Source organism: Bradyrhizobium sp. USDA 4503 (assembly GCF_054055815.1).
On sequence record NZ_JBSRXS010000001.1, the window covers coordinates 6,979,227 to 6,995,006 of the forward strand.

The window sequence follows — 15,780 nt, forward strand, 5'->3', positions numbered from 1 at the left end:
GATTTGGCGACCGTCGGCCCGTGGATGCGGGACGGCCAATATCGACCGGGCATCGGTTCGGCAGCAGCTTCGGACAGGATTTTGGAGAGCAAGCCTTTCGCGAGAAGGGCTATTGGAGAGAGCATGGCGCGCAACATTCTGATTTTGGGAGCTTCCTACGGCTCCCTGCTGGGGACCAAGCTGCTGATGGCGGGTCACAACGTCTCCCTGGTGTGCCGGAAGAACACCGCCGACCTGATCAACCGCGAAGGCACCGAGGTGCGGATCAAGCTGCGCGACGAGAAGGAGCACCGCTCGATCTTCTCGCGCGATCTGCCGGGCAAGCTCGATGCCGTCACGCCCGCCGATGTCGACGTGTCGCGCTACGACATGGTCGGCCTTGCGATGCAGGAGCCGCAATACACCAACCACACGGTTCGCGTGCTGATGATCAAGATCGCGGCGGCGAAGCTGCCCTGCCTGTCGATCATGAACATGCCGCCGTTGCCGTATCTGAAGCGGATCCCCGCACTCGCCGGCATGGACCTCGAGGAGGCCTACACCAACGCGCAGGTGTGGGAGCGCTTCGAGCCGGGCCTCGTCACGCTGTGCTCGCCCGATCCGCAGGCCTTCCGTCCGCCGGAGGAGAAGGCCAATGTGCTGCATGTCGGCCTGCCGACCAACTTCAAGGCGTCCGCCTTCGCCGACGACAAGCACAACAAGGTGCTGCGCGAGCTCGAAGCCGACATCGACGCGGTGACGCTCGACGGCCAAGACGTTCCGGTGAAGCTGAAGGTGTTCGATTCGCTGTTCGTGCCGCTGGCGAAGTGGTCGATGCTGCTGACCGGCAACTATCGCTGCATCACGCCGACGGAGCCGCAATCGATCCGCGATGCCGTGCACGGCGACCTGACGCGCTCGCAGGCGATCTATGATCATGTCGACGCCATCGCGCGCAAGCTCGGCGCCGATCCCGCGGATCAGGTGCCGTTCGCGAAATACGCCAAGGCCGCGGAAAGCCTGCTCAAGCCGTCATCGGCGGCCCGCGCGGTCGCCGCCGGCGCGCCCTTCATAGAACGCGTCGACCTGCTGGTGAAGCTGATCTCGCATCAGCTCGGCACGCCGAGCGCCGAGATCGACCGCACGGTCGAGACCGTCGATCAGAAGCTGAACGAGAAGATCGTGCAGGGCGGCTCCGGCGCGGAGTAACCGAATGCGTTGACGGCGGGGGCAGGAACGCCCTCGCCATGCATCGGCGATCTGCAATGCACGCAATCGCGGTTGCCGGACGCATGGCTCGACCTGTCCAGATGGAGTAGACTCGCCCAGCTGCGGTTGGGAGCAACGGACATGCCGAGCAAATCGCTTCCTCTCCTTGCAATCTACGGCGACCTCGATCGCGCACGCGACATCATGCGCGCCTGGCAGCCGCTCGATCACCTCTCCCCCGAAGACGCCGAGATCGTCGTGAAGGCGATCGCCGAAGGCATCGCGCGCGGGCGCCGGCACGGGATCGAGATGGGACAGTGTCATCAGGCGGCGTAAAGTCGCTAGCCCTCATGCGTCACGGCCAAAACCGTCACCGAACGCGTCTGCTGGCTCGGCGTCTGAAAATCGATCGTCTGGCCGACCGACAATCCGATCAGCGCCGCACCGACCGGCGTCAGCACCGAGATGCGCCGCAGCGCGATGTCGGCTTCGTGCGGATAGACGAGCACGACCTCCCTGACGTCGCCGGTCTCGTCGTCGCGGTAGCGCACAAGCGAGCCCATGCGGACCACGTCATGCAGATCGGCATCGTCGGCGACCAGCTGGGCGCGGTCCGTCTCGCGTGCGAGGAACTGGGCGACGCGGGGAAACACCGCCATGCTGGAATCGGCCAGCACGCTGAGGCGATGCGCCTCGCTCGCGGTGATCACGATCGGCGGCAATGCCGGGGCGGTAAAGCTGTTCTGAATGGTTCGGGTCATGGCGGATGATCTTTGCGGTTGATCGGAGGCGCACGAGCGCCGGCGCGCGGATATCTCGCGACGCGACGGACTGAAATGATTTGGTGACGTAGAGGAATCCGGACGGCGCGCGATCGCCGTCCGGCTAATTGCCTGCGTGCAGACGTCCGGCGCGCAATTCGCGGCGCGCAATACGGGTGTCGATGCGGAGCGTGTCGATCATGGCATTATCAACATAGCCGCTGGCGACGTCGCATCCATTGCGGCGAAAGCGCGCACATCGCCGCGTGGAACGAGACGCCATCGCCGCAAGCAGAGCGTCAGGGCTGTCCGATGCCGGACAGGCCGAGCACCGCGCCGGCGGCGAGCGCGACAAGCGGATGGATGCGCGTCGTGGTGGTGGCGATCGCGACGCCGGCCGCGATCAGGATGGTGCCCCAGCTCGAGGCCGATGCGTGGGTGATGACAATGGCGCTGGCGGTGACGAGCCCGGCGGTGACCGGAACCAGCCCGGCCTGCACGGTGCGGCGCCAGGGCCGATCCTTGAAGCGTTCCCAGAGCCGCAGCGCGAAGCCTGTCACCAGCGACGACGGCCCGAACTTGGCGAGCGATGTCACCAGCACGCCGGAGAAGCCCGCGACATGCCAGCCGACCAGCGGCACCACCATCATGTTCGGCCCGGGTGCTGCCTGCGCCAGCGCGAACAGCGCACCGAATTCCTGCGCCGTCATCCAGTGATGCACGTCGACCACCTGACGCTGCATCTCCGGCAGGATGGTGTTGCCGCCGCCAAAGGCGAGCAACGACAGCTCGGCGAAGATCAGCGCGAGCGTGACGAGGGTTGCGCTCATGACGCCTGCCTCGACCGGAGAACAATGCTGAGCGGCGCGAGCGTCAGCAGGGTCGGCAGCAGCGGCAAGCGGAACACGGCGATCGCCAGCACGCACAGCGCGCCGATGAAGAGGCCGAGCACATCGCGCCGCAGCGGCCAGGCGATCTTGATCGCCGTGGAAATCAGGAGCCCGGCCGCCGCGGCGGCGAGACCGCCGAACAGATGACGGACGACCGGGTCGTCGGCGAAGCGGCCATAGATCACACCAAGGCCGATCACGACCGCGGTCGGCACCGCGATCAGGCCGAGGATCGCCGCGAACGCGCCGGGAATGCCGCGAAACTTCAGCCCGACCGCGACCGACATGTTGATGATGTTGCCGCCGGGCAGGAACTGGCACAGCCCGAGCAGGTCGGTGAACTCCGCGCCGGTGAGCCAGCCGCGCTTCTCCACCATCATGTGGCGCGCCAGCGGCAGCACGCCGCCGAAGCCGGTCAGTCCGAGGATGAAGAAGCCCGTGAACAACTCGCCGACGTCAGGTGCGTGATGCTTAGTGGTTTGCACGGCGGGGATGGCGTCCATCGGCGGGCGGCTCCGGTTCGATTTGTTGTTGAGCCGACTCTAGTTGGCCGCGTGCCAAATATCCAATATATGGATATGCGAATTTGCATATCTATTGCATATGGATTGTCCTGATGATCGAACTGCGCCATCTCCGCTATGCCGTCGCGGTCGCCGAGGAAGGCCATATCACTCGCGCCGCCGCGCGGCTCGGCATTCAGCAGCCGCCGCTGAGCCAGCAGATCCGCGCCCTGGAAGCCGCGATCGGCGCCCCGCTGTTTCGCCGGCAGCCGCGCGGGGTCGAGCTGACCGCGGCCGGCCGTGCCTTCGTCGGCAAGGCGCGCGCGATCCTGCGCGACGCCGACCTCGCGGTTGAAGCCGCGCGCCGCGCGAGCCGCGGCCAGGAGGGCCAGCTTGCGATCGGCTTCACCTCTTCGGCCGCCTTCCATCCTTTCGTCACCGGCGTGATGCGCGAAATGCGCGAGCGCGCGCCGGCGATCACGCTGTCGCTCGAGGAGGCCTCGACCGGCGAGCTGATCGCAGCCGTCGAGGCCGACCGGCTCGATGCCGCATTCGTGCGCGCGCCGAGCGAGCGGCTGGAGAACCTCACGATCACGCATCTGCTCGACGAGGAGATGGTGGTCGCGTTACCCGACCATCATCCGCGCGCCCGCAAGGATACGCGGCGGCGGATTTCGCTGGCCTCGCTCGCCGACGAGCCGCTGATCCTCTACCGCCGTCCGACCGGGCCCGGCCTCTATGACAGCATCATTGCGGCCTGTCGTGCCGCGGGCTTCAGCCCGAAAGTGGCGCAGGAGGCGACGCGGATGGTGTCGACGCTCAGCCTGGTCGCGGCGGGGCTCGGCATTTCGATCGTGCCGGAATCGATGGCGCGGCTCGAGACCGCCGGCGTCTCCTATCTCCGCCTCGACCGCGCCACCGGCCTCGTCGCGCCGCTGGCGCTGGCGCGCAAGAAGGGCCCCGCCGCCGGCACGCTTGGCCGTCTGCTCGGGATCGTGACGCGACGGGTGAAGGACCGTGCCGGCGGCTAGTGGAGTCTGCGCGACGAGGCTGAACGTCGCCGCTGCCGCTGGTGGCGCGGAGTGTGGGGAGTTTGGCGAACGCGCATATCCGGGCGCGGTTAGACAGCTCCATCAAACTCGATTGCCGGCGCACGGATCGCAACAGCCTGGTTGCGACCGGAGGCTTCGGGTTCAACAATACCGCGAAAGGCATTTCCAATGGCGCGTTTTCCTGTCCATACGCTCGAGTCTGCCCCCGAAGCCTCGAGGCCTACTTTGCGCGAGGTCGAGGCGCGGTTTGGCATGATCCCGAACCTTGCGGCGGCGATGGCGACCTCGCCCGTGCTGATCCAGAGCTTCATCGGCATCTTCGACAAGGTTCACGGCGGCAGCTTCACCGAGCAGCAGATCCAGACCGTGCTGCTCACCGACGCGGTGACCAATGGCTGCGCCTGGGCGGTCGCGCTGCATTCCGCGCTCGGCTTGCAGGCTGGGCTCGATCCGGCCGATGTCGACGCGATGCGTGCCGGCCGCTCGCCTGCCGACAAGACGCTCGGCGCGCTCTCGACGCTGGCGCGGTCGCTGATCGAAAAGCGTGGGCGGCTCGACGACGAGGAGATCGAACGATTCCTGGCAGCCGGCTTCTACAAGGATCTCGTGCTTGAGGTGATCACCATCGTGGCGGCGTCGACCATCACCAACTACACCGGCAGCGTCACCAATCCGCCGCTGGAGGCGGCGTTGCAGGAATATGCCTGGAACGGCTGAGACGGTCTCGCCTAGCGTCAATCATTGCACGTCGACCGCGCGGCCGGCCGTGCACGTCAGAGCGCAAACCTGGCGCGATAGTCCTGCGGCGTGGTCGACAGCAGGCGCAGGAAGCTGCGCCGCATCGTTTCCTCCGACCCGAAGCCGCAGCGCTGTGAGATGCGCTTGATCGGCAGGCGCGTTTCCGAGAGCAGATGCCGCGCGCCCTCGACCCGGAGCCGCTCGATTGCGCGTGCCGGCGTCAAGCCGGTCGCTTCGGCGTAATGGCGGCTGAAGCTGCGCTCGCTCATGCCGGCCTGTTTCGCCAGCGTCGACAGCGAGAGGTCGCCGGCCAGATGGTTGCTGATCCAGTCGTGCAGCGCGCTGAACCTGTCGTCAGTGGCTTGCAGCGACAGGATTTCGCTGAATTGCGCCTGTCCGCCCGGCCGTTTGAAAAACACGACGAGATAGCGGGCGACGGCAAGCGCCGCCGTGCGGCCGAGATCCTCCTCCAGCAGCGCCAGCGCCAGATCGATGCCGGAGGTGACGCCGGCCGACGTCCAGAACGAACCGTCGCGCACGAAGATCGGATCGGGCTCGACGCGGACATCGGGAAAACGCTCGGCGAGCTCTGCGCAAAATCCCCAATGGGTCGCGGCACGCCGGCCATCGAGCACGCCCGATGCGGCGAGCAGGAACGCGCCGGTGCAGACCGATGCGGTGCGGCGCGCCTGCCCGGCGCGTTCGCGCACCCAGTCCACCAGGACGGCATCGGCCGCCGCGGCGTTGACGCCGTCGCCGCCCGGAATCACCAGCGTGTCGACCGGGCTGCCGATCGCGGGCAGCGGATGCACCGCGAGCCCGACGCCGGCGGACGACTCGACGTGTGAGCCATCCTTTGCAACGACGCGGACTTCATATGGCTCGGCGTTGCCTGCCTTGGCCGCCAGCGCATTGGCGGACGCGAACACCTGCAATGGCCCGGTGACGTCGAGCAACTGCACGGCCGGATAGGCCAGCACTTCGATCGAGCGGCGGCGGTTTGGCGAAAAACGTGGGCTGGTTGGCGTCATCGCCGAAACCTGCCGCGCTAGATTCGCTTTGTCCATAGCGCAAGGAAAGTTCGAGGGAAGTTCGATGATCGCTCACGATGTTCATCTGCGGATCGGTTCGCTGCTGTTCGAAGGCGTCGACCAAATCGATTTGACCGGGCCGTTCGAGGTGCTGTCGCGGATTCCGAATTCGACCTACCGCATCTACGGCAAGACCGCCGATCCCGTCCGCGACATCAAGGGATTGCGGCTGACACCGGATGCGACGCTGGCCGATGCGCCGCCGCTCGACGTGCTGCATGTGCCGGGCGGCTTTGGTCAGCAAGCCCTGATGGAGGACACGGAGGTGCTCGGCTGGATCAACCGGCAGGCGGCGGGGGCATGCCGCATCTTCTCGGTCTGCACCGGCGCGCTGATCTGCGGAGCGGCCGGGCTGCTGAAGGGACGCAGGGCGACGACGCATTGGGCGTCGTTTCATCTGCTGCCGTTGTTCGGCGCTACGCCCGTGAACCAGCGCGTGGTGGTGGACGGAAGCTTCGTCTTTGCCGCCGGAGTCACGGCAGGCATCGATGGCGCATTGCGGCTCGCGGCTGAACTGCGCGGCGACGATGCCGCGCGCGCGATCCAGCTCTATATGGTGTATGCGCCGGAGCCGCCGTTCGACAGCGGCACGCCGGAGACCGCGCCACCCGAAATCCTGCAGCAGTCGCGCCAGGCCGTGCGCGCGATCACGGAGCAGCGGGAAGAGACTGCGCGCCGTGTCGCGGCGAGGCTGGGCGTCGCCGTGCAGGGAGATTGAGCGGGACTAATTCCCCGGCTCGAAGCTGCAGTCGGCGCCGCCGCCGGCCTTGTCCTTGATCACTTTCGGATCGAGCGTGCAGGACAGTTTCGACAACGCCTCGTAGATCGTGCCCGCGGCGCCGTCGGGCGGCACGCCGGCCAAAGCTTCGGTGGCGAAGATCGCGTTGGCCTCGCGTCCCTTCACGGTACGGGTGTTGCCGCCGAAGGTCAGTTCGCAGGAGCGGGAGGTGATGTCGACATTGCTGGCGCGGCAGACGATCTTGTCGGCGGTGACGGTGATCTTGCTGGTGATGGGGACGTTGCTGTCGCCGCCAAAGAACGCGGCGACCGCCTTCTTCTCCTTGGCCGGCAGCGGCGAATAGGGCGCCACGACGCCGGCGAGCGCCAGCGCGACCGAGCCCGAGGTGGTCGCAGGCGCGGCCCATGTGGCCGACGAGGCCAGTAACAATGAACATGCGAGGATCGTCAGTCGGCCCAGTCTCATTCCCGTCTCCCGGTGCCCGCGCTTTCCGCGGCGCGGAATCGCTAGCACGTCTCGCGGCCTGAACAGGTGACGCCATTCATAGGCGATCCCGCAACTTCGCGTGAGGTGCGGTGCGCGCACAGGGCAGGGCGGCCCCGCGTGGACCCGCTTGCACGATCGCGCCATCGGCGTCACAGTCCGATCCGTGGCAGCGATGCCGCCAACAACGACGACAAGAAGATCAATCCGGGGAACGCCATGGCGGCCACGCGCATCGACTGCGACATCCATCCCGCGGTGGGGGGAACGCGCACCACGCTGCTGCCCTATCTGAGTGATCACTGGAAGGAACAGGTCGTCAGCCGCGCCATCGACGGGCTCGACCTCAATTCCTATCCGCCGTCGATGCCGCTGTCCGGCCGCGCCGACTGGCGGCCGGCGGACGGCAGCAAGCCCGGCAGCGATCTTGCCATGGTGCAGCGCGGCGCATTCGACCAGCTCGGCGCCAGCCACGCGATCTGCAACGTCGTCTATGGCGCGCAGGCGGTGTTCGATTCCTACATGGCGGCGGACTTCTGCAGGGCGATCAACGACTGGATCGCGGCCGAATGGCTTGCCAGGGACACGCGGCTGCGCGCCTCGATCGTGGTGCCGATCCAGGCGCCGGACCTAGCGGTCGAGGAGATCGAGCGCAGGGCCGGCGACAATCGCTTCGTTTCGGTGCTGGTGCCCTCGCAGGGCGAGACGCTGCTCGGCCGGCGGCCTTACTGGCCGATCTATCAGGCCGCGGAGAAATACAAGCTTCCGATCGCGATCCACGCCGGCAGTGCCTACCGGGGCGCGCCGAGCTCGATCGGCTGGCCGTCCTACCGCTACGAATATTATCTCGCCGAGGCGCAGGCGTTCCAGGCGCAGACGTTGAGCCTGATCTATGAGGGCGTGTTCGGGAAGTATCCCGGATTGACCGTCGTGCTGATGGAGTCGGGCGTCAGCTGGCTGCCGGCGTTCATGTGGCGCGCCAACAAGACCTGGCGCGGTGTGCGCGTCGAGGTGCCGTGGGTGGAGCGCGAGCCCGCCGCGATCATCCGCGACCATTTCCGCGTCACCATGCAGCCGTTCGATGCGCCGCTGGACGCAACAGGTGTCGCCGACATCATCGATCAGATCGGCTCCGACAAGATGTTCCTGTTCGCATCCGACTATCCGCACTGGCAGTTCGACGGCGACGATCCGATCCCGCCGCATCTGCCCGACAGCATCATCAAGCGGATGTGCGAAGACAACCCGATTGAAACGTTCCCGCGTTTGAAGCTGAATTCGTAATTCGCGCGCATGATCCGGAAAAGTGGAAACCGGTTTTCCGACAAGATCATGCGCAAACAAGAAGGAGGATCGCATGAGTGACGTCATCGACCGCCCGATGCTCGACCAGGAGAAGACCGCGGCGACGCGGCTGAAGATCATCGACTGCGACATCCATCCGAGCCTTCACGCGCACAGCGACCTCAACGAGTTCCTGCCGAAACGCTGGCAGCAGCATCTGAAGGAATATGGCAGCCACCTGCGCACGCCCTATATCGGCACCACGCCGTATCCGCGCTCCTCGCCGCTGATCGCGCGGCGCGATGCCTGGCCGCCGACCGGCGGCGTGCCCGGCTCCGACCTCGATTTCATGCGCAAGCAGCATCTCGATCCCTTCGACGTCGAGTTCGGCATCCTGCAGGTGCTCGACCTCTTCATCTTCTCGCAGCAGAATCTGGAATTCGGCGCCGCGATCCAGCGCGCCATCAACGACTGGCAACTGGCGTTCTGGGCGCATCGCGATCCCCGCCTCAAGGCCTCGATCCTGGTCGGGCAGGACGGCTCCGACCTCGGCCTCGCCGAGATCGAGCGCTGCGCCAAATCAGGCGAATACATCCAGATCAACGTCTCGCCGCGTGCCAACGAGCCGCTCGGGCGCCGCCGCTACTGGCCGATCTATGAACGCGCGCAAGAGCTCGATCTGCCGCTCGGCATCCATGTCAGCGGCTATGGCGGCCATGCTCCGACCGGCGGCGGCTGGCCGTCCTATTATTGCGAGGAGCACCAGTCGAACGCGCACACGGTGGCCTCGAACCTCACCAGCCTGGTGCTGGAAGGTGTTCCCGAGCGCTTCCCGAAACTGAAGATCGTGTTCATCGAGGGCGGCTTCGGCTGGATTCCAGCGACGATGTGGCGGATGGATCAGCACTTCGAACGCTTCCGCAGCGAGGTGCCGCATCTGAAGCGCCGGCCGAGCGAATATGTGAAGCAGCATTTCTGGTTCACGACCCAGCCGATCGACGAACCGGATGAAGCCAGGCACCTGCGGCAGCTGATCGAATGGGTCGGCATCGACCGGCTGTTGTTCTCGTCGGACTATCCGCATTGGGACTATGACGACGCGCGCTACGCCTTCAAGACGCCGCTGACGGACGCCGAGCGTCGCAAGATCTTCAATGCCAACGCCCGCGCGGTTTACAAGTTCTAGGACACAGATGACCCGTCACATCGTCGCGCGCACCAGTGAGATTCCGGCCGGCGGCAACAAGGTGTTCGGCATCGAGGGCCGCGACATCGTCGTGTTCCATGTCAATGGCGAGTTCTTCGCGCTGCTCAATCGCTGCCCGCATGAAGGCGCGCCGCTGGAGAAGGCGGCCTGCGTCGCGCGCCTGACCTCGCCGGAGCCCGGCATCTATCAGCGCGACCGGGTCGGCGAGATGCTGCGCTGTCCGTGGCACGGCTGGGAATTCGACATGCGCAACGGGCAGTCCTGGTTCGATCCGAAGCGGTTCAGGATCCGCTCCTATCCGGTCGCGGTCGAGAGCGGCGCCGAGTTGCAGAAGGGGCCGTATGTTGCCGAGACGTTCCCGGTGCACATCGAAGACAGTTACGTGATCGTCGAGATTTAGGTTGGCGCAGTTCGCGCGACCGTGTGCGCCGCCGAGGGCCTCGTCGTGGCAGGAACAGTCCCGGCCATGACGCAAGTAGGTGTTATTGCGACTTATGCAATAATGAAGTACCGTCGACGGCAATTATAATAACCGCTGCAATGGGCCACCTTGAGCTGGCGATCGGGAATGAACCCGTCCACCACATCAGGAACGGCACATGAAGCTGTATCACTTCGCTCTCTCCGGCCACGCGCACCGCGCGCGGCTGTTTTTGTCCCTGCTGGAAATTCCGCACGAACTGGTCGACGTCGACCTCAAGTCCGCCGCGCAGAAGCGGCCGGAATATCTCGCGCTCAACCCGTTCGGCCAGGTGCCTGTGCTGGATGATGACGGCGTAATCATCCCCGACTCCAACGCGATCCTGGTCTATCTCGCGACCAAGCTCGGCCGCACCGACTGGCTGCCGCAGGATGCAAAGGGCGCTGCCGCGGTCCAGCGCTGGCTGTCGGTTGCTGCCGGCGATCTTGCGTTTGGGCCCGCAGCGGCACGCCTCATCACCGTGTTCGGCGCGAAGCACAATCCGGACGACGTGATCGCGCGGGCGCATGTTCTGCTGAAACGGCTCGAAGCCCATCTCGCCGGGCGCGACTGGCTGGTCGGTGAGGCGCCGACAATCGCTGATGTCGCGCTCTACAGCTATCTGTCCAGCGCACCCGAAGGCAATGTCGATCTCTCCGCCTATGCGCGCGTCAACGCGTGGCTGCGCCGGATCGAGGCGCTGCCGGGCTTCGTGGCCTTCGCCAAGACCCCAGTCGGTCTGGCGGCCGCGTGACCTCCTGACCGGGCGTGCCGTCGGGCGCGCCCGTCCAACCCCCGAAGGGGAGGGCGATACGATGAGCGACAGACGAACCAAGAGCAAGCTCGCGACCTGGCATGCCGGCGAAAAGGCGATCCAGCAGCAGGTTGGTGTCGCCGAGAAGATGGAGGCCGTCGGCCAGCGTGCGGTGCGCGACTTCATGCCCGACCAGCATCGCGATTTCTTCGCGCAGATTCCCTTCATCGTCGTCGGCAGCGTGGACCGAAGCGGCGACGCCTGGGCTTCGTTGCTGGCCGGTAGGCCCAGCTTCATTTCCTCGCCGACACCGCGCAGCCTCGAGATCGATGCGCGGACTGACGCCAGCGATCCCGTCAGCGAAGGCATGCGCGCGGGCGATGCGATCGGACTGCTCGGAATCGAACTGCACACGCGGCGCCGCAACCGTGCCAACGGGCTGCTGCGTGCATCGTCAGGTAAGGCACTCAGCTTCGAGCTCGATCAGAGCTTTGGCAATTGCGCGCAGTATATCCAGCTTCGCGATTTCACCTTCGTGCGCGCGCCGGACGAACCGTTCACGGGAGAGATCGAGGCAAGCACGGCGCTCGATCAGGCCGCGCGCGACATGATCAGGGCAGCCGACACGTTCTTCGTGGCGTCCTATGCCGAGCGTGAGGACCGTCGTCAGGTCGACGTCTCGCATCGCGGCGGCCGGGCGGGCTTCGTCCGCGTCGCCGACGACGGCACGCTGACGATTCCCGATTTCGCCGGCAATCTGTTCTTCAACACGCTCGGCAACATCCTCGTCAACGGCAAGGCCGGGCTGGTGTTTGTCGATTTCGAAACCGGCGACCTGCTGCAGCTGAGCGGTGACGCTGAGGTGATGCTGGACTCGCCGGAGATCGCGGCGTTTCAGGGTGCCGAGCGGCTGTGGAGCTTCCGTGCCCGCCGCGTGGTGCGCCGGCGCGGCGCGCTGCCGCTGCGCTGGGCGTTCCGGGCCGAAGGCTGGTCGCCGAATTCGCTGATGACTGGCGACTGGGTGCAGACCGCCGACCGAATCCGCGCCGCCGAGCGCGCGACGCAGTGGCGGCCGTTCAAGGTCACTGGGATCGTCGACGAGAGCCGATCGATCCGCTCGTTTCATTTGCAGCCGGACGACGGCGCGGGGTTGCTTCCGCACCGGGCGGGACAGCATTTGCCGATTCGTCTCTCGTTGCCCGGTATCGACAAGCCGGTCATCCGCACCTACACGCTGTCGGTCGCGCCGTCGGACGGCATGTACCGGATCAGCGTGAAGCGCGACGGTGTCGTATCGCAGCATCTCCACGATACCATCCATGTCGGCGACATCATCGAAGCGCGCGCTCCGGCTGGCGGCTTCACGATCGATGCGCGCGAGAAGCGGCCCGCGGTGCTGCTCGCCGGCGGTGTCGGCATCACGCCGCTGCTCGCGATGCTGCGCCACGTGGTCTATGAGGGGCTGCGCACCCGCGGCATCCGGCCGACGACCCTGATCCAGGCCGCGCATGCGAAACAGGACCGCGCGTTCGGCAATGAATTGCAGCAGCTGGTGGATGCCGCCGGCGGCGCGGTGCGGATCGTCCGCGTCCTCGGCGATGTCGACGGCGCCGAGCAGGGCACAGACTACGACGCGGCGGGACGGATCGACATGGCGCTGTTGTCGCGCGTCCTGCCGTTCAACGACTATGACTTCTATCTGTGCGGACCGCCGCGGTTCACCCAATCGCTCTATGACGCCCTGCGCGGCTACAACATTGCCGACGGCAGGATTCACGCCGAAGCATTCGGTCCTTCATCGCTGGTTCGGAAGCCCGACCTCGTCACCGCAGCGCCGCCGCGGCGACCGCCGGCGACAACGCCGGTCCCGGTCGCCTTTACCACTTCGTTGAAGGAGGCGCGCTGGACGCCGGAGGCGGGGACGCTGCTCGAACTGGCGGAAGCGCGCAGCCTTAGCCCCGCCTTCAGCTGCCGGGAGGGCAATTGCGGAACCTGCCGAACGCGATTGCTGGCAGGCGCCGTGACCTATGTGAAGCAGCCCGCCGCCGAGGTAGCCGATGACGAGGTGCTGATCTGCTGCGCCGTGCCGGCGAAGCCGGAGGCCAACGGCGAGGACCGGATCCAGCTGGATCTCTGATCAGCTGTGCCGCAGGACGCCGGCCTGCGCAGCTTGGTCGCCGAAGGCATGATGAGATTAGATTGAATGGCAATCGCAAGGTGGTGCGCCCCTCTCCCGCTTGCGGGGGAGGGCTGGGGTGGGGGCTCTCTCCGCGAGTCACGCTGCCGAGAGAGCCCCCACCCGCATCGCATATTCGATGCGATGCGACCTAAGAGCGAGCTTCGCTCGTCTCGACCCCGCAAGCGGGAGAGGTGTAGTCAGCGCGTTGCGAGATCGATTGAACCTAACTCATGGTGTTTAGCCCATGCTGCCCGGCATGAAGCAGCGTGGCCTCGGGTGCCCGTCCAGATAATACGGCCAGACCATGGTGCGGCCGGCACGGTTCGGTCCGGCGACGACGGCCTCATCGGGAACGTCGACCCACTCGCCTTCGAGCCGGACGCGATAGTGGCCGTCCTTGGTGTCCCAATCGGCGTCATCGACACGCTTCGCGTCGCTGCCGTCGCAGCAGGGGCCCTTGACGGTGCGCAGGCTCTCATACCAGGCGTTCAATTCGGGATGCCCGTGATCATGGGCCTGCACCGGCCCGATCGCCGGCTTCGCCAGCAGGGCGGTGACTAGAACGATTGCCGCACGCCAAAACCGTTTGTTCATCTGATCCCCAAAATCCGGAAAGCCCATGACAGCCAGCCCGGAGATGGTCATCGAGATCGGGACATCAATTAGATGATAATCGTCATATAATCACAATCGTGAGAGCGCGCGGGGGCTGCCGGAAGGCCGGGTGCCGACAAACTCAGGCGAGCAGGCTCATCACTTGGTCGATCACGGACTTCACCTGCTTCGAATCCGGCCTCTGGTGCGCGAGCGCCAGCAGTCCGGCATGCACCACCATGATGGTGTGGGCGGTGACGTCAGGGTCAAAGCCCTTCCTGAACTGGGCGCGATCGGTGCGCAGCCGCGCGCGCAGCAGCTCTTCAAGCCGCCGGTTGTAGCGCTCGATGCTCTTGCGGAGCTCGACCTGGTCGAGCGAGCCGTCGGTCGCGGAATTGATCGACAGGCAGCCGCGCTGTCCCTTCTCGCCCGAGCAATAGGGAATGAAGCCGGTAAGCCACTGCCTGATGACGTCCCGCGTGGGCCCCGGCTGCGCCAGCACGCGCTCGGCCCAGCCGAGGATGCCGTCGTGATAGCGGTCCAGCACCTTCAGGAACAACGCGTTCTTGTCGCCGAACGCCGCATAGAGGCTGGGTTTCGCGACGCCGCTCGCCGCCGTGATGTCGTCGAGCGAAGTCGCCTGAAAGCCCTTCTGCCAGAACATCTGGCGGGCGATTTCCAGGACATCGTCCGGATCGAAGCTGCGCGGCCTTGCCATATCCATCTTTTATGTACTCCCGCGTCGGATGTGAAGCCTTCACCTTGCTGTGAAGGCAGATCCGGCTATTGACGCAATCCATATTCTGTACTTAGAAGTACACAACGAAATCGGGAGATCACGCCATGAAAGCGGTTCAGGTCGTTGCGTTCGGACGTGCAGCGGACGTGGTCAAGCTCAACGAGGTGCCGGACGTCGGCAGCCCCGGCCCCGACGAGATCGTGGTCGCGGTTGAGGCTGCGCCGATCAACAATTCGGATTTCATGATCATCGCCGGGCGCTACGGCTATCTGCCGTCACCGCCGGCCACGCTCGGGATCGAGGGCGTCGGGCGGGTTGTTGCCGCCGGATCGCAGGTGAGGAATCTGAAGGAGGGCGACCGCACGCTGATTCCCTTCACGGTCCCGACCTGGACCGAGCGGGTCAAATTCACCGCATCATGGCAGCGTGCGCTGCCTGACAATGCCGATGTCCAGCAACTGTCCATGATCGGGGTCAATCCGGCCACCGCCTATCTCTTGCTGACCGATTTCGTGAAAGTGCCGCCCGGCGGCTGGGTGATCCAGAACGGCGCCAATTCGGCGACGGCGCGCGCGGTGATCGCCATCGCCAAGTCGCTCGGGCTCAAGACCGTCAACATCGTCCGCCGCGAGGACGTCGTGGACGAGGTCAAGTCGGTCGGCGGCGATATCGTGCTGCTCGACGGGCCGGATCTCGCCAAGCGCGTCGCCAGGGAAACGGGTGGGGCGCCGATCCAGCTGGCGCTCGACATGGTCGGCGGCTCATCCGCCTTGAACCTGATGAACTGCCTCGCGCCAAAAGGAGTGCTCGTCATCTACAGCGCGATGAGCGGACAGCCGTTCTCCGGCTCGGCCTTGAGCGTGATCTTCAACGAGGTGTCGGTGCGCGGCTTCTGGCTCGGTCATTGGGGCAAGACTGCGACGGACGAAGCGTTGGCCGGAATGTACGACCATCTGGTGCCGATGGTCGCATCGGGTGCGATCAGCGCGCCGGTGGTCGGCACCTATCGCCTGGAGGATTTTTCACAGGCGATCGCGCAGGCGGCGGCATTCAAGGGCAAGGTGATCTTCACGCCAAGTTAGGTCGTACCCCCCGATATTCGCCGGCGCATGTCCTCA

The 15,780-nt window shown here is 65.7% G+C and carries 18 protein-coding genes; 11 read left to right on the forward strand and 7 right to left on the reverse strand.

Translation table 11 applies throughout. The features are described from left to right. The first annotated feature begins 123 nt into the window (after positions 1-123). Together ACVMIH_RS33250 and ACVMIH_RS33255 are read left to right on the forward strand one after the other, a co-directional pair. Positions 124-1,188 carry a ketopantoate reductase family protein gene (locus ACVMIH_RS33250; protein WP_456853275.1) on the forward strand — a complete coding sequence of 355 codons (1,065 nt, stop codon included), beginning with the start codon at positions 124-126 and terminating at the stop codon, positions 1,186-1,188. 141 nt (positions 1,189-1,329) lie between these two features. After that, positions 1,330-1,524 (forward strand): hypothetical protein, encoded by a 195-nt coding sequence (locus ACVMIH_RS33255; RefSeq protein ID WP_076827654.1) that lies wholly within the window; start codon positions 1,330-1,332, stop codon positions 1,522-1,524. 5 nt (positions 1,525-1,529) lie between these two features. On the opposite strand, the gene rnk is transcribed toward ACVMIH_RS33255, so the two are convergent. From rnk to ACVMIH_RS33270, 3 genes are all read right to left on the reverse strand, one after another. Continuing rightward, positions 1,530-1,949 (reverse strand): nucleoside diphosphate kinase regulator, encoded by a 420-nt coding sequence (rnk, locus tag ACVMIH_RS33260; RefSeq protein ID WP_456864703.1) that lies wholly within the window; start codon positions 1,947-1,949, stop codon positions 1,530-1,532. Between the two features lie 299 nt (positions 1,950-2,248). Next, on the reverse strand, positions 2,249-2,779 hold the full coding sequence (locus tag ACVMIH_RS33265; RefSeq protein WP_057017908.1) for a chromate transporter: 531 nt from the start codon (positions 2,777-2,779) through the stop codon (positions 2,249-2,251). Next, entirely contained in the window at positions 2,776-3,342 is a 567-nt protein-coding gene (locus tag ACVMIH_RS33270) for a chromate transporter (RefSeq protein ID WP_456864705.1), read from the reverse strand. Before ACVMIH_RS33270 ends, ACVMIH_RS33265 begins: the two co-directional genes overlap by 4 nt. Positions 3,343-3,455: 113 nt before the next feature. Here ACVMIH_RS33270 and ACVMIH_RS33275 point away from each other — a divergent pair, with 113 nt between their 5' ends. Next, positions 3,456-4,373 carry a LysR family transcriptional regulator gene (locus ACVMIH_RS33275; protein WP_199805264.1) on the forward strand — a complete coding sequence of 306 codons (918 nt, stop codon included), beginning with the start codon at positions 3,456-3,458 and terminating at the stop codon, positions 4,371-4,373. A 189-nt stretch (positions 4,374-4,562) separates the two neighbouring features. Continuing rightward, complete coding sequence (locus tag ACVMIH_RS33280) at positions 4,563-5,111, forward strand: carboxymuconolactone decarboxylase family protein (protein WP_076827645.1); 549 nt, start codon at positions 4,563-4,565, stop codon at positions 5,109-5,111. A gap of 56 nt (positions 5,112-5,167) precedes the next feature. Here ACVMIH_RS33280 and ACVMIH_RS33285 read toward each other — a convergent pair whose 3' ends face one another. Then, entirely contained in the window at positions 5,168-6,163 is a 996-nt protein-coding gene (locus ACVMIH_RS33285) for a GlxA family transcriptional regulator (RefSeq protein WP_229192419.1), read from the reverse strand. A 64-nt stretch (positions 6,164-6,227) separates the two neighbouring features. Between ACVMIH_RS33285 and ACVMIH_RS33290 the strand changes: the two genes are divergently transcribed. Beyond that, the gene (locus ACVMIH_RS33290; protein WP_057017904.1) at positions 6,228-6,941 is read left to right on the forward strand and encodes a DJ-1/PfpI family protein; all 714 of its coding nucleotides are present in this window, start codon (positions 6,228-6,230) and stop codon (positions 6,939-6,941) included. Positions 6,942-6,947: 6 nt separating this feature from the next. Here ACVMIH_RS33290 and ACVMIH_RS33295 read toward each other — a convergent pair whose 3' ends face one another. Further along, on the reverse strand, positions 6,948-7,427 hold the full coding sequence (locus tag ACVMIH_RS33295; RefSeq protein WP_456864707.1) for a hypothetical protein: 480 nt from the start codon (positions 7,425-7,427) through the stop codon (positions 6,948-6,950). Between the two features lie 237 nt (positions 7,428-7,664). On the opposite strand from ACVMIH_RS33295, the gene ACVMIH_RS33300 reads away from it, so the two are divergent. The 5 genes from ACVMIH_RS33300 to ACVMIH_RS33320 all read left to right on the forward strand — a co-directional run bounded on the left by ACVMIH_RS33300 (position 7,665) and on the right by ACVMIH_RS33320 (position 13,287). Then, positions 7,665-8,729, forward strand: coding sequence for an amidohydrolase family protein (locus ACVMIH_RS33300; protein WP_456866594.1), 1,065 nt, complete (start codon positions 7,665-7,667; stop codon positions 8,727-8,729). A gap of 73 nt (positions 8,730-8,802) precedes the next feature. Further along, a complete protein-coding gene (locus ACVMIH_RS33305; protein WP_456864709.1) occupies positions 8,803-9,915 on the forward strand; it encodes an amidohydrolase family protein in 1,113 nt (370 codons plus the stop codon). Between the two features lie 7 nt (positions 9,916-9,922). Then, positions 9,923-10,336, forward strand: a complete 414-nt coding sequence (locus tag ACVMIH_RS33310) for a Rieske (2Fe-2S) protein (RefSeq protein WP_456864711.1) — start codon at positions 9,923-9,925, stop codon at positions 10,334-10,336. 199 nt (positions 10,337-10,535) lie between these two features. Then, positions 10,536-11,150, forward strand: a complete 615-nt coding sequence (locus ACVMIH_RS33315; RefSeq protein WP_456864713.1) for a glutathione S-transferase family protein — start codon at positions 10,536-10,538, stop codon at positions 11,148-11,150. Positions 11,151-11,211: 61 nt separating this feature from the next. After that, on the forward strand, positions 11,212-13,287 hold the full coding sequence (locus tag ACVMIH_RS33320; protein WP_456864715.1) for an FAD-binding oxidoreductase: 2,076 nt from the start codon (positions 11,212-11,214) through the stop codon (positions 13,285-13,287). Between the two features lie 279 nt (positions 13,288-13,566). On the opposite strand, the gene ACVMIH_RS33325 is transcribed toward ACVMIH_RS33320, so the two are convergent. Continuing rightward, on the reverse strand, positions 13,567-13,923 hold the full coding sequence (locus ACVMIH_RS33325) for a hypothetical protein (protein ID WP_057017927.1): 357 nt from the start codon (positions 13,921-13,923) through the stop codon (positions 13,567-13,569). Between the two features lie 142 nt (positions 13,924-14,065). Then, entirely contained in the window at positions 14,066-14,647 is a 582-nt protein-coding gene (locus ACVMIH_RS33330) for a TetR/AcrR family transcriptional regulator (RefSeq protein ID WP_245311535.1), read from the reverse strand. Positions 14,648-14,766: 119 nt separating this feature from the next. On the opposite strand from ACVMIH_RS33330, the gene ACVMIH_RS33335 reads away from it, so the two are divergent. Further along, positions 14,767-15,744: a zinc-dependent alcohol dehydrogenase family protein gene (locus ACVMIH_RS33335; RefSeq protein ID WP_057017898.1), complete on the forward strand. Its 978-nt coding sequence runs from the start codon at positions 14,767-14,769 to the stop codon at positions 15,742-15,744. The last annotated feature ends 36 nt before the right edge of the window (positions 15,745-15,780 follow it).

Excerpts from the sequence above, each read along its gene's own strand:
- ACVMIH_RS33330 (WP_245311535.1), bottom strand. The coding sequence starts at position 14,647 with ATGGATATGGCAAGGCCGCGCAGCTTCGATCCGGACGATGTCCTGGAA.
- ACVMIH_RS33270 (WP_456864705.1), bottom strand. The coding sequence starts at position 3,342 with ATGGACGCCATCCCCGCCGTGCAAACCACTAAGCATCACGCACCTGAC.
- ACVMIH_RS33320 (WP_456864715.1), top strand. The coding sequence starts at position 11,212 with ATGAGCGACAGACGAACCAAGAGCAAGCTCGCGACCTGGCATGCCGGC.
- ACVMIH_RS33310 (WP_456864711.1), top strand. The coding sequence starts at position 9,923 with ATGACCCGTCACATCGTCGCGCGCACCAGTGAGATTCCGGCCGGCGGC.
- rnk (WP_456864703.1), bottom strand. The coding sequence starts at position 1,949 with ATGACCCGAACCATTCAGAACAGCTTTACCGCCCCGGCATTGCCGCCG.
- ACVMIH_RS33275 (WP_199805264.1), top strand. The coding sequence starts at position 3,456 with ATGATCGAACTGCGCCATCTCCGCTATGCCGTCGCGGTCGCCGAGGAA.
- ACVMIH_RS33300 (WP_456866594.1), top strand. The coding sequence starts at position 7,665 with ATGGCGGCCACGCGCATCGACTGCGACATCCATCCCGCGGTGGGGGGA.
- ACVMIH_RS33250 (WP_456853275.1), top strand. The coding sequence starts at position 124 with ATGGCGCGCAACATTCTGATTTTGGGAGCTTCCTACGGCTCCCTGCTG.
- ACVMIH_RS33280 (WP_076827645.1), top strand. The coding sequence starts at position 4,563 with ATGGCGCGTTTTCCTGTCCATACGCTCGAGTCTGCCCCCGAAGCCTCG.
- ACVMIH_RS33295 (WP_456864707.1), bottom strand. The coding sequence starts at position 7,427 with ATGAGACTGGGCCGACTGACGATCCTCGCATGTTCATTGTTACTGGCC.
- ACVMIH_RS33285 (WP_229192419.1), bottom strand. The coding sequence starts at position 6,163 with ATGACGCCAACCAGCCCACGTTTTTCGCCAAACCGCCGCCGCTCGATC.
- ACVMIH_RS33305 (WP_456864709.1), top strand. The coding sequence starts at position 8,803 with ATGAGTGACGTCATCGACCGCCCGATGCTCGACCAGGAGAAGACCGCG.
- ACVMIH_RS33255 (WP_076827654.1), top strand. The coding sequence starts at position 1,330 with ATGCCGAGCAAATCGCTTCCTCTCCTTGCAATCTACGGCGACCTCGAT.
- ACVMIH_RS33325 (WP_057017927.1), bottom strand. The coding sequence starts at position 13,923 with ATGAACAAACGGTTTTGGCGTGCGGCAATCGTTCTAGTCACCGCCCTG.
- ACVMIH_RS33290 (WP_057017904.1), top strand. The coding sequence starts at position 6,228 with ATGATCGCTCACGATGTTCATCTGCGGATCGGTTCGCTGCTGTTCGAA.
- ACVMIH_RS33265 (WP_057017908.1), bottom strand. The coding sequence starts at position 2,779 with ATGAGCGCAACCCTCGTCACGCTCGCGCTGATCTTCGCCGAGCTGTCG.
- ACVMIH_RS33315 (WP_456864713.1), top strand. The coding sequence starts at position 10,536 with ATGAAGCTGTATCACTTCGCTCTCTCCGGCCACGCGCACCGCGCGCGG.
- ACVMIH_RS33335 (WP_057017898.1), top strand. The coding sequence starts at position 14,767 with ATGAAAGCGGTTCAGGTCGTTGCGTTCGGACGTGCAGCGGACGTGGTC.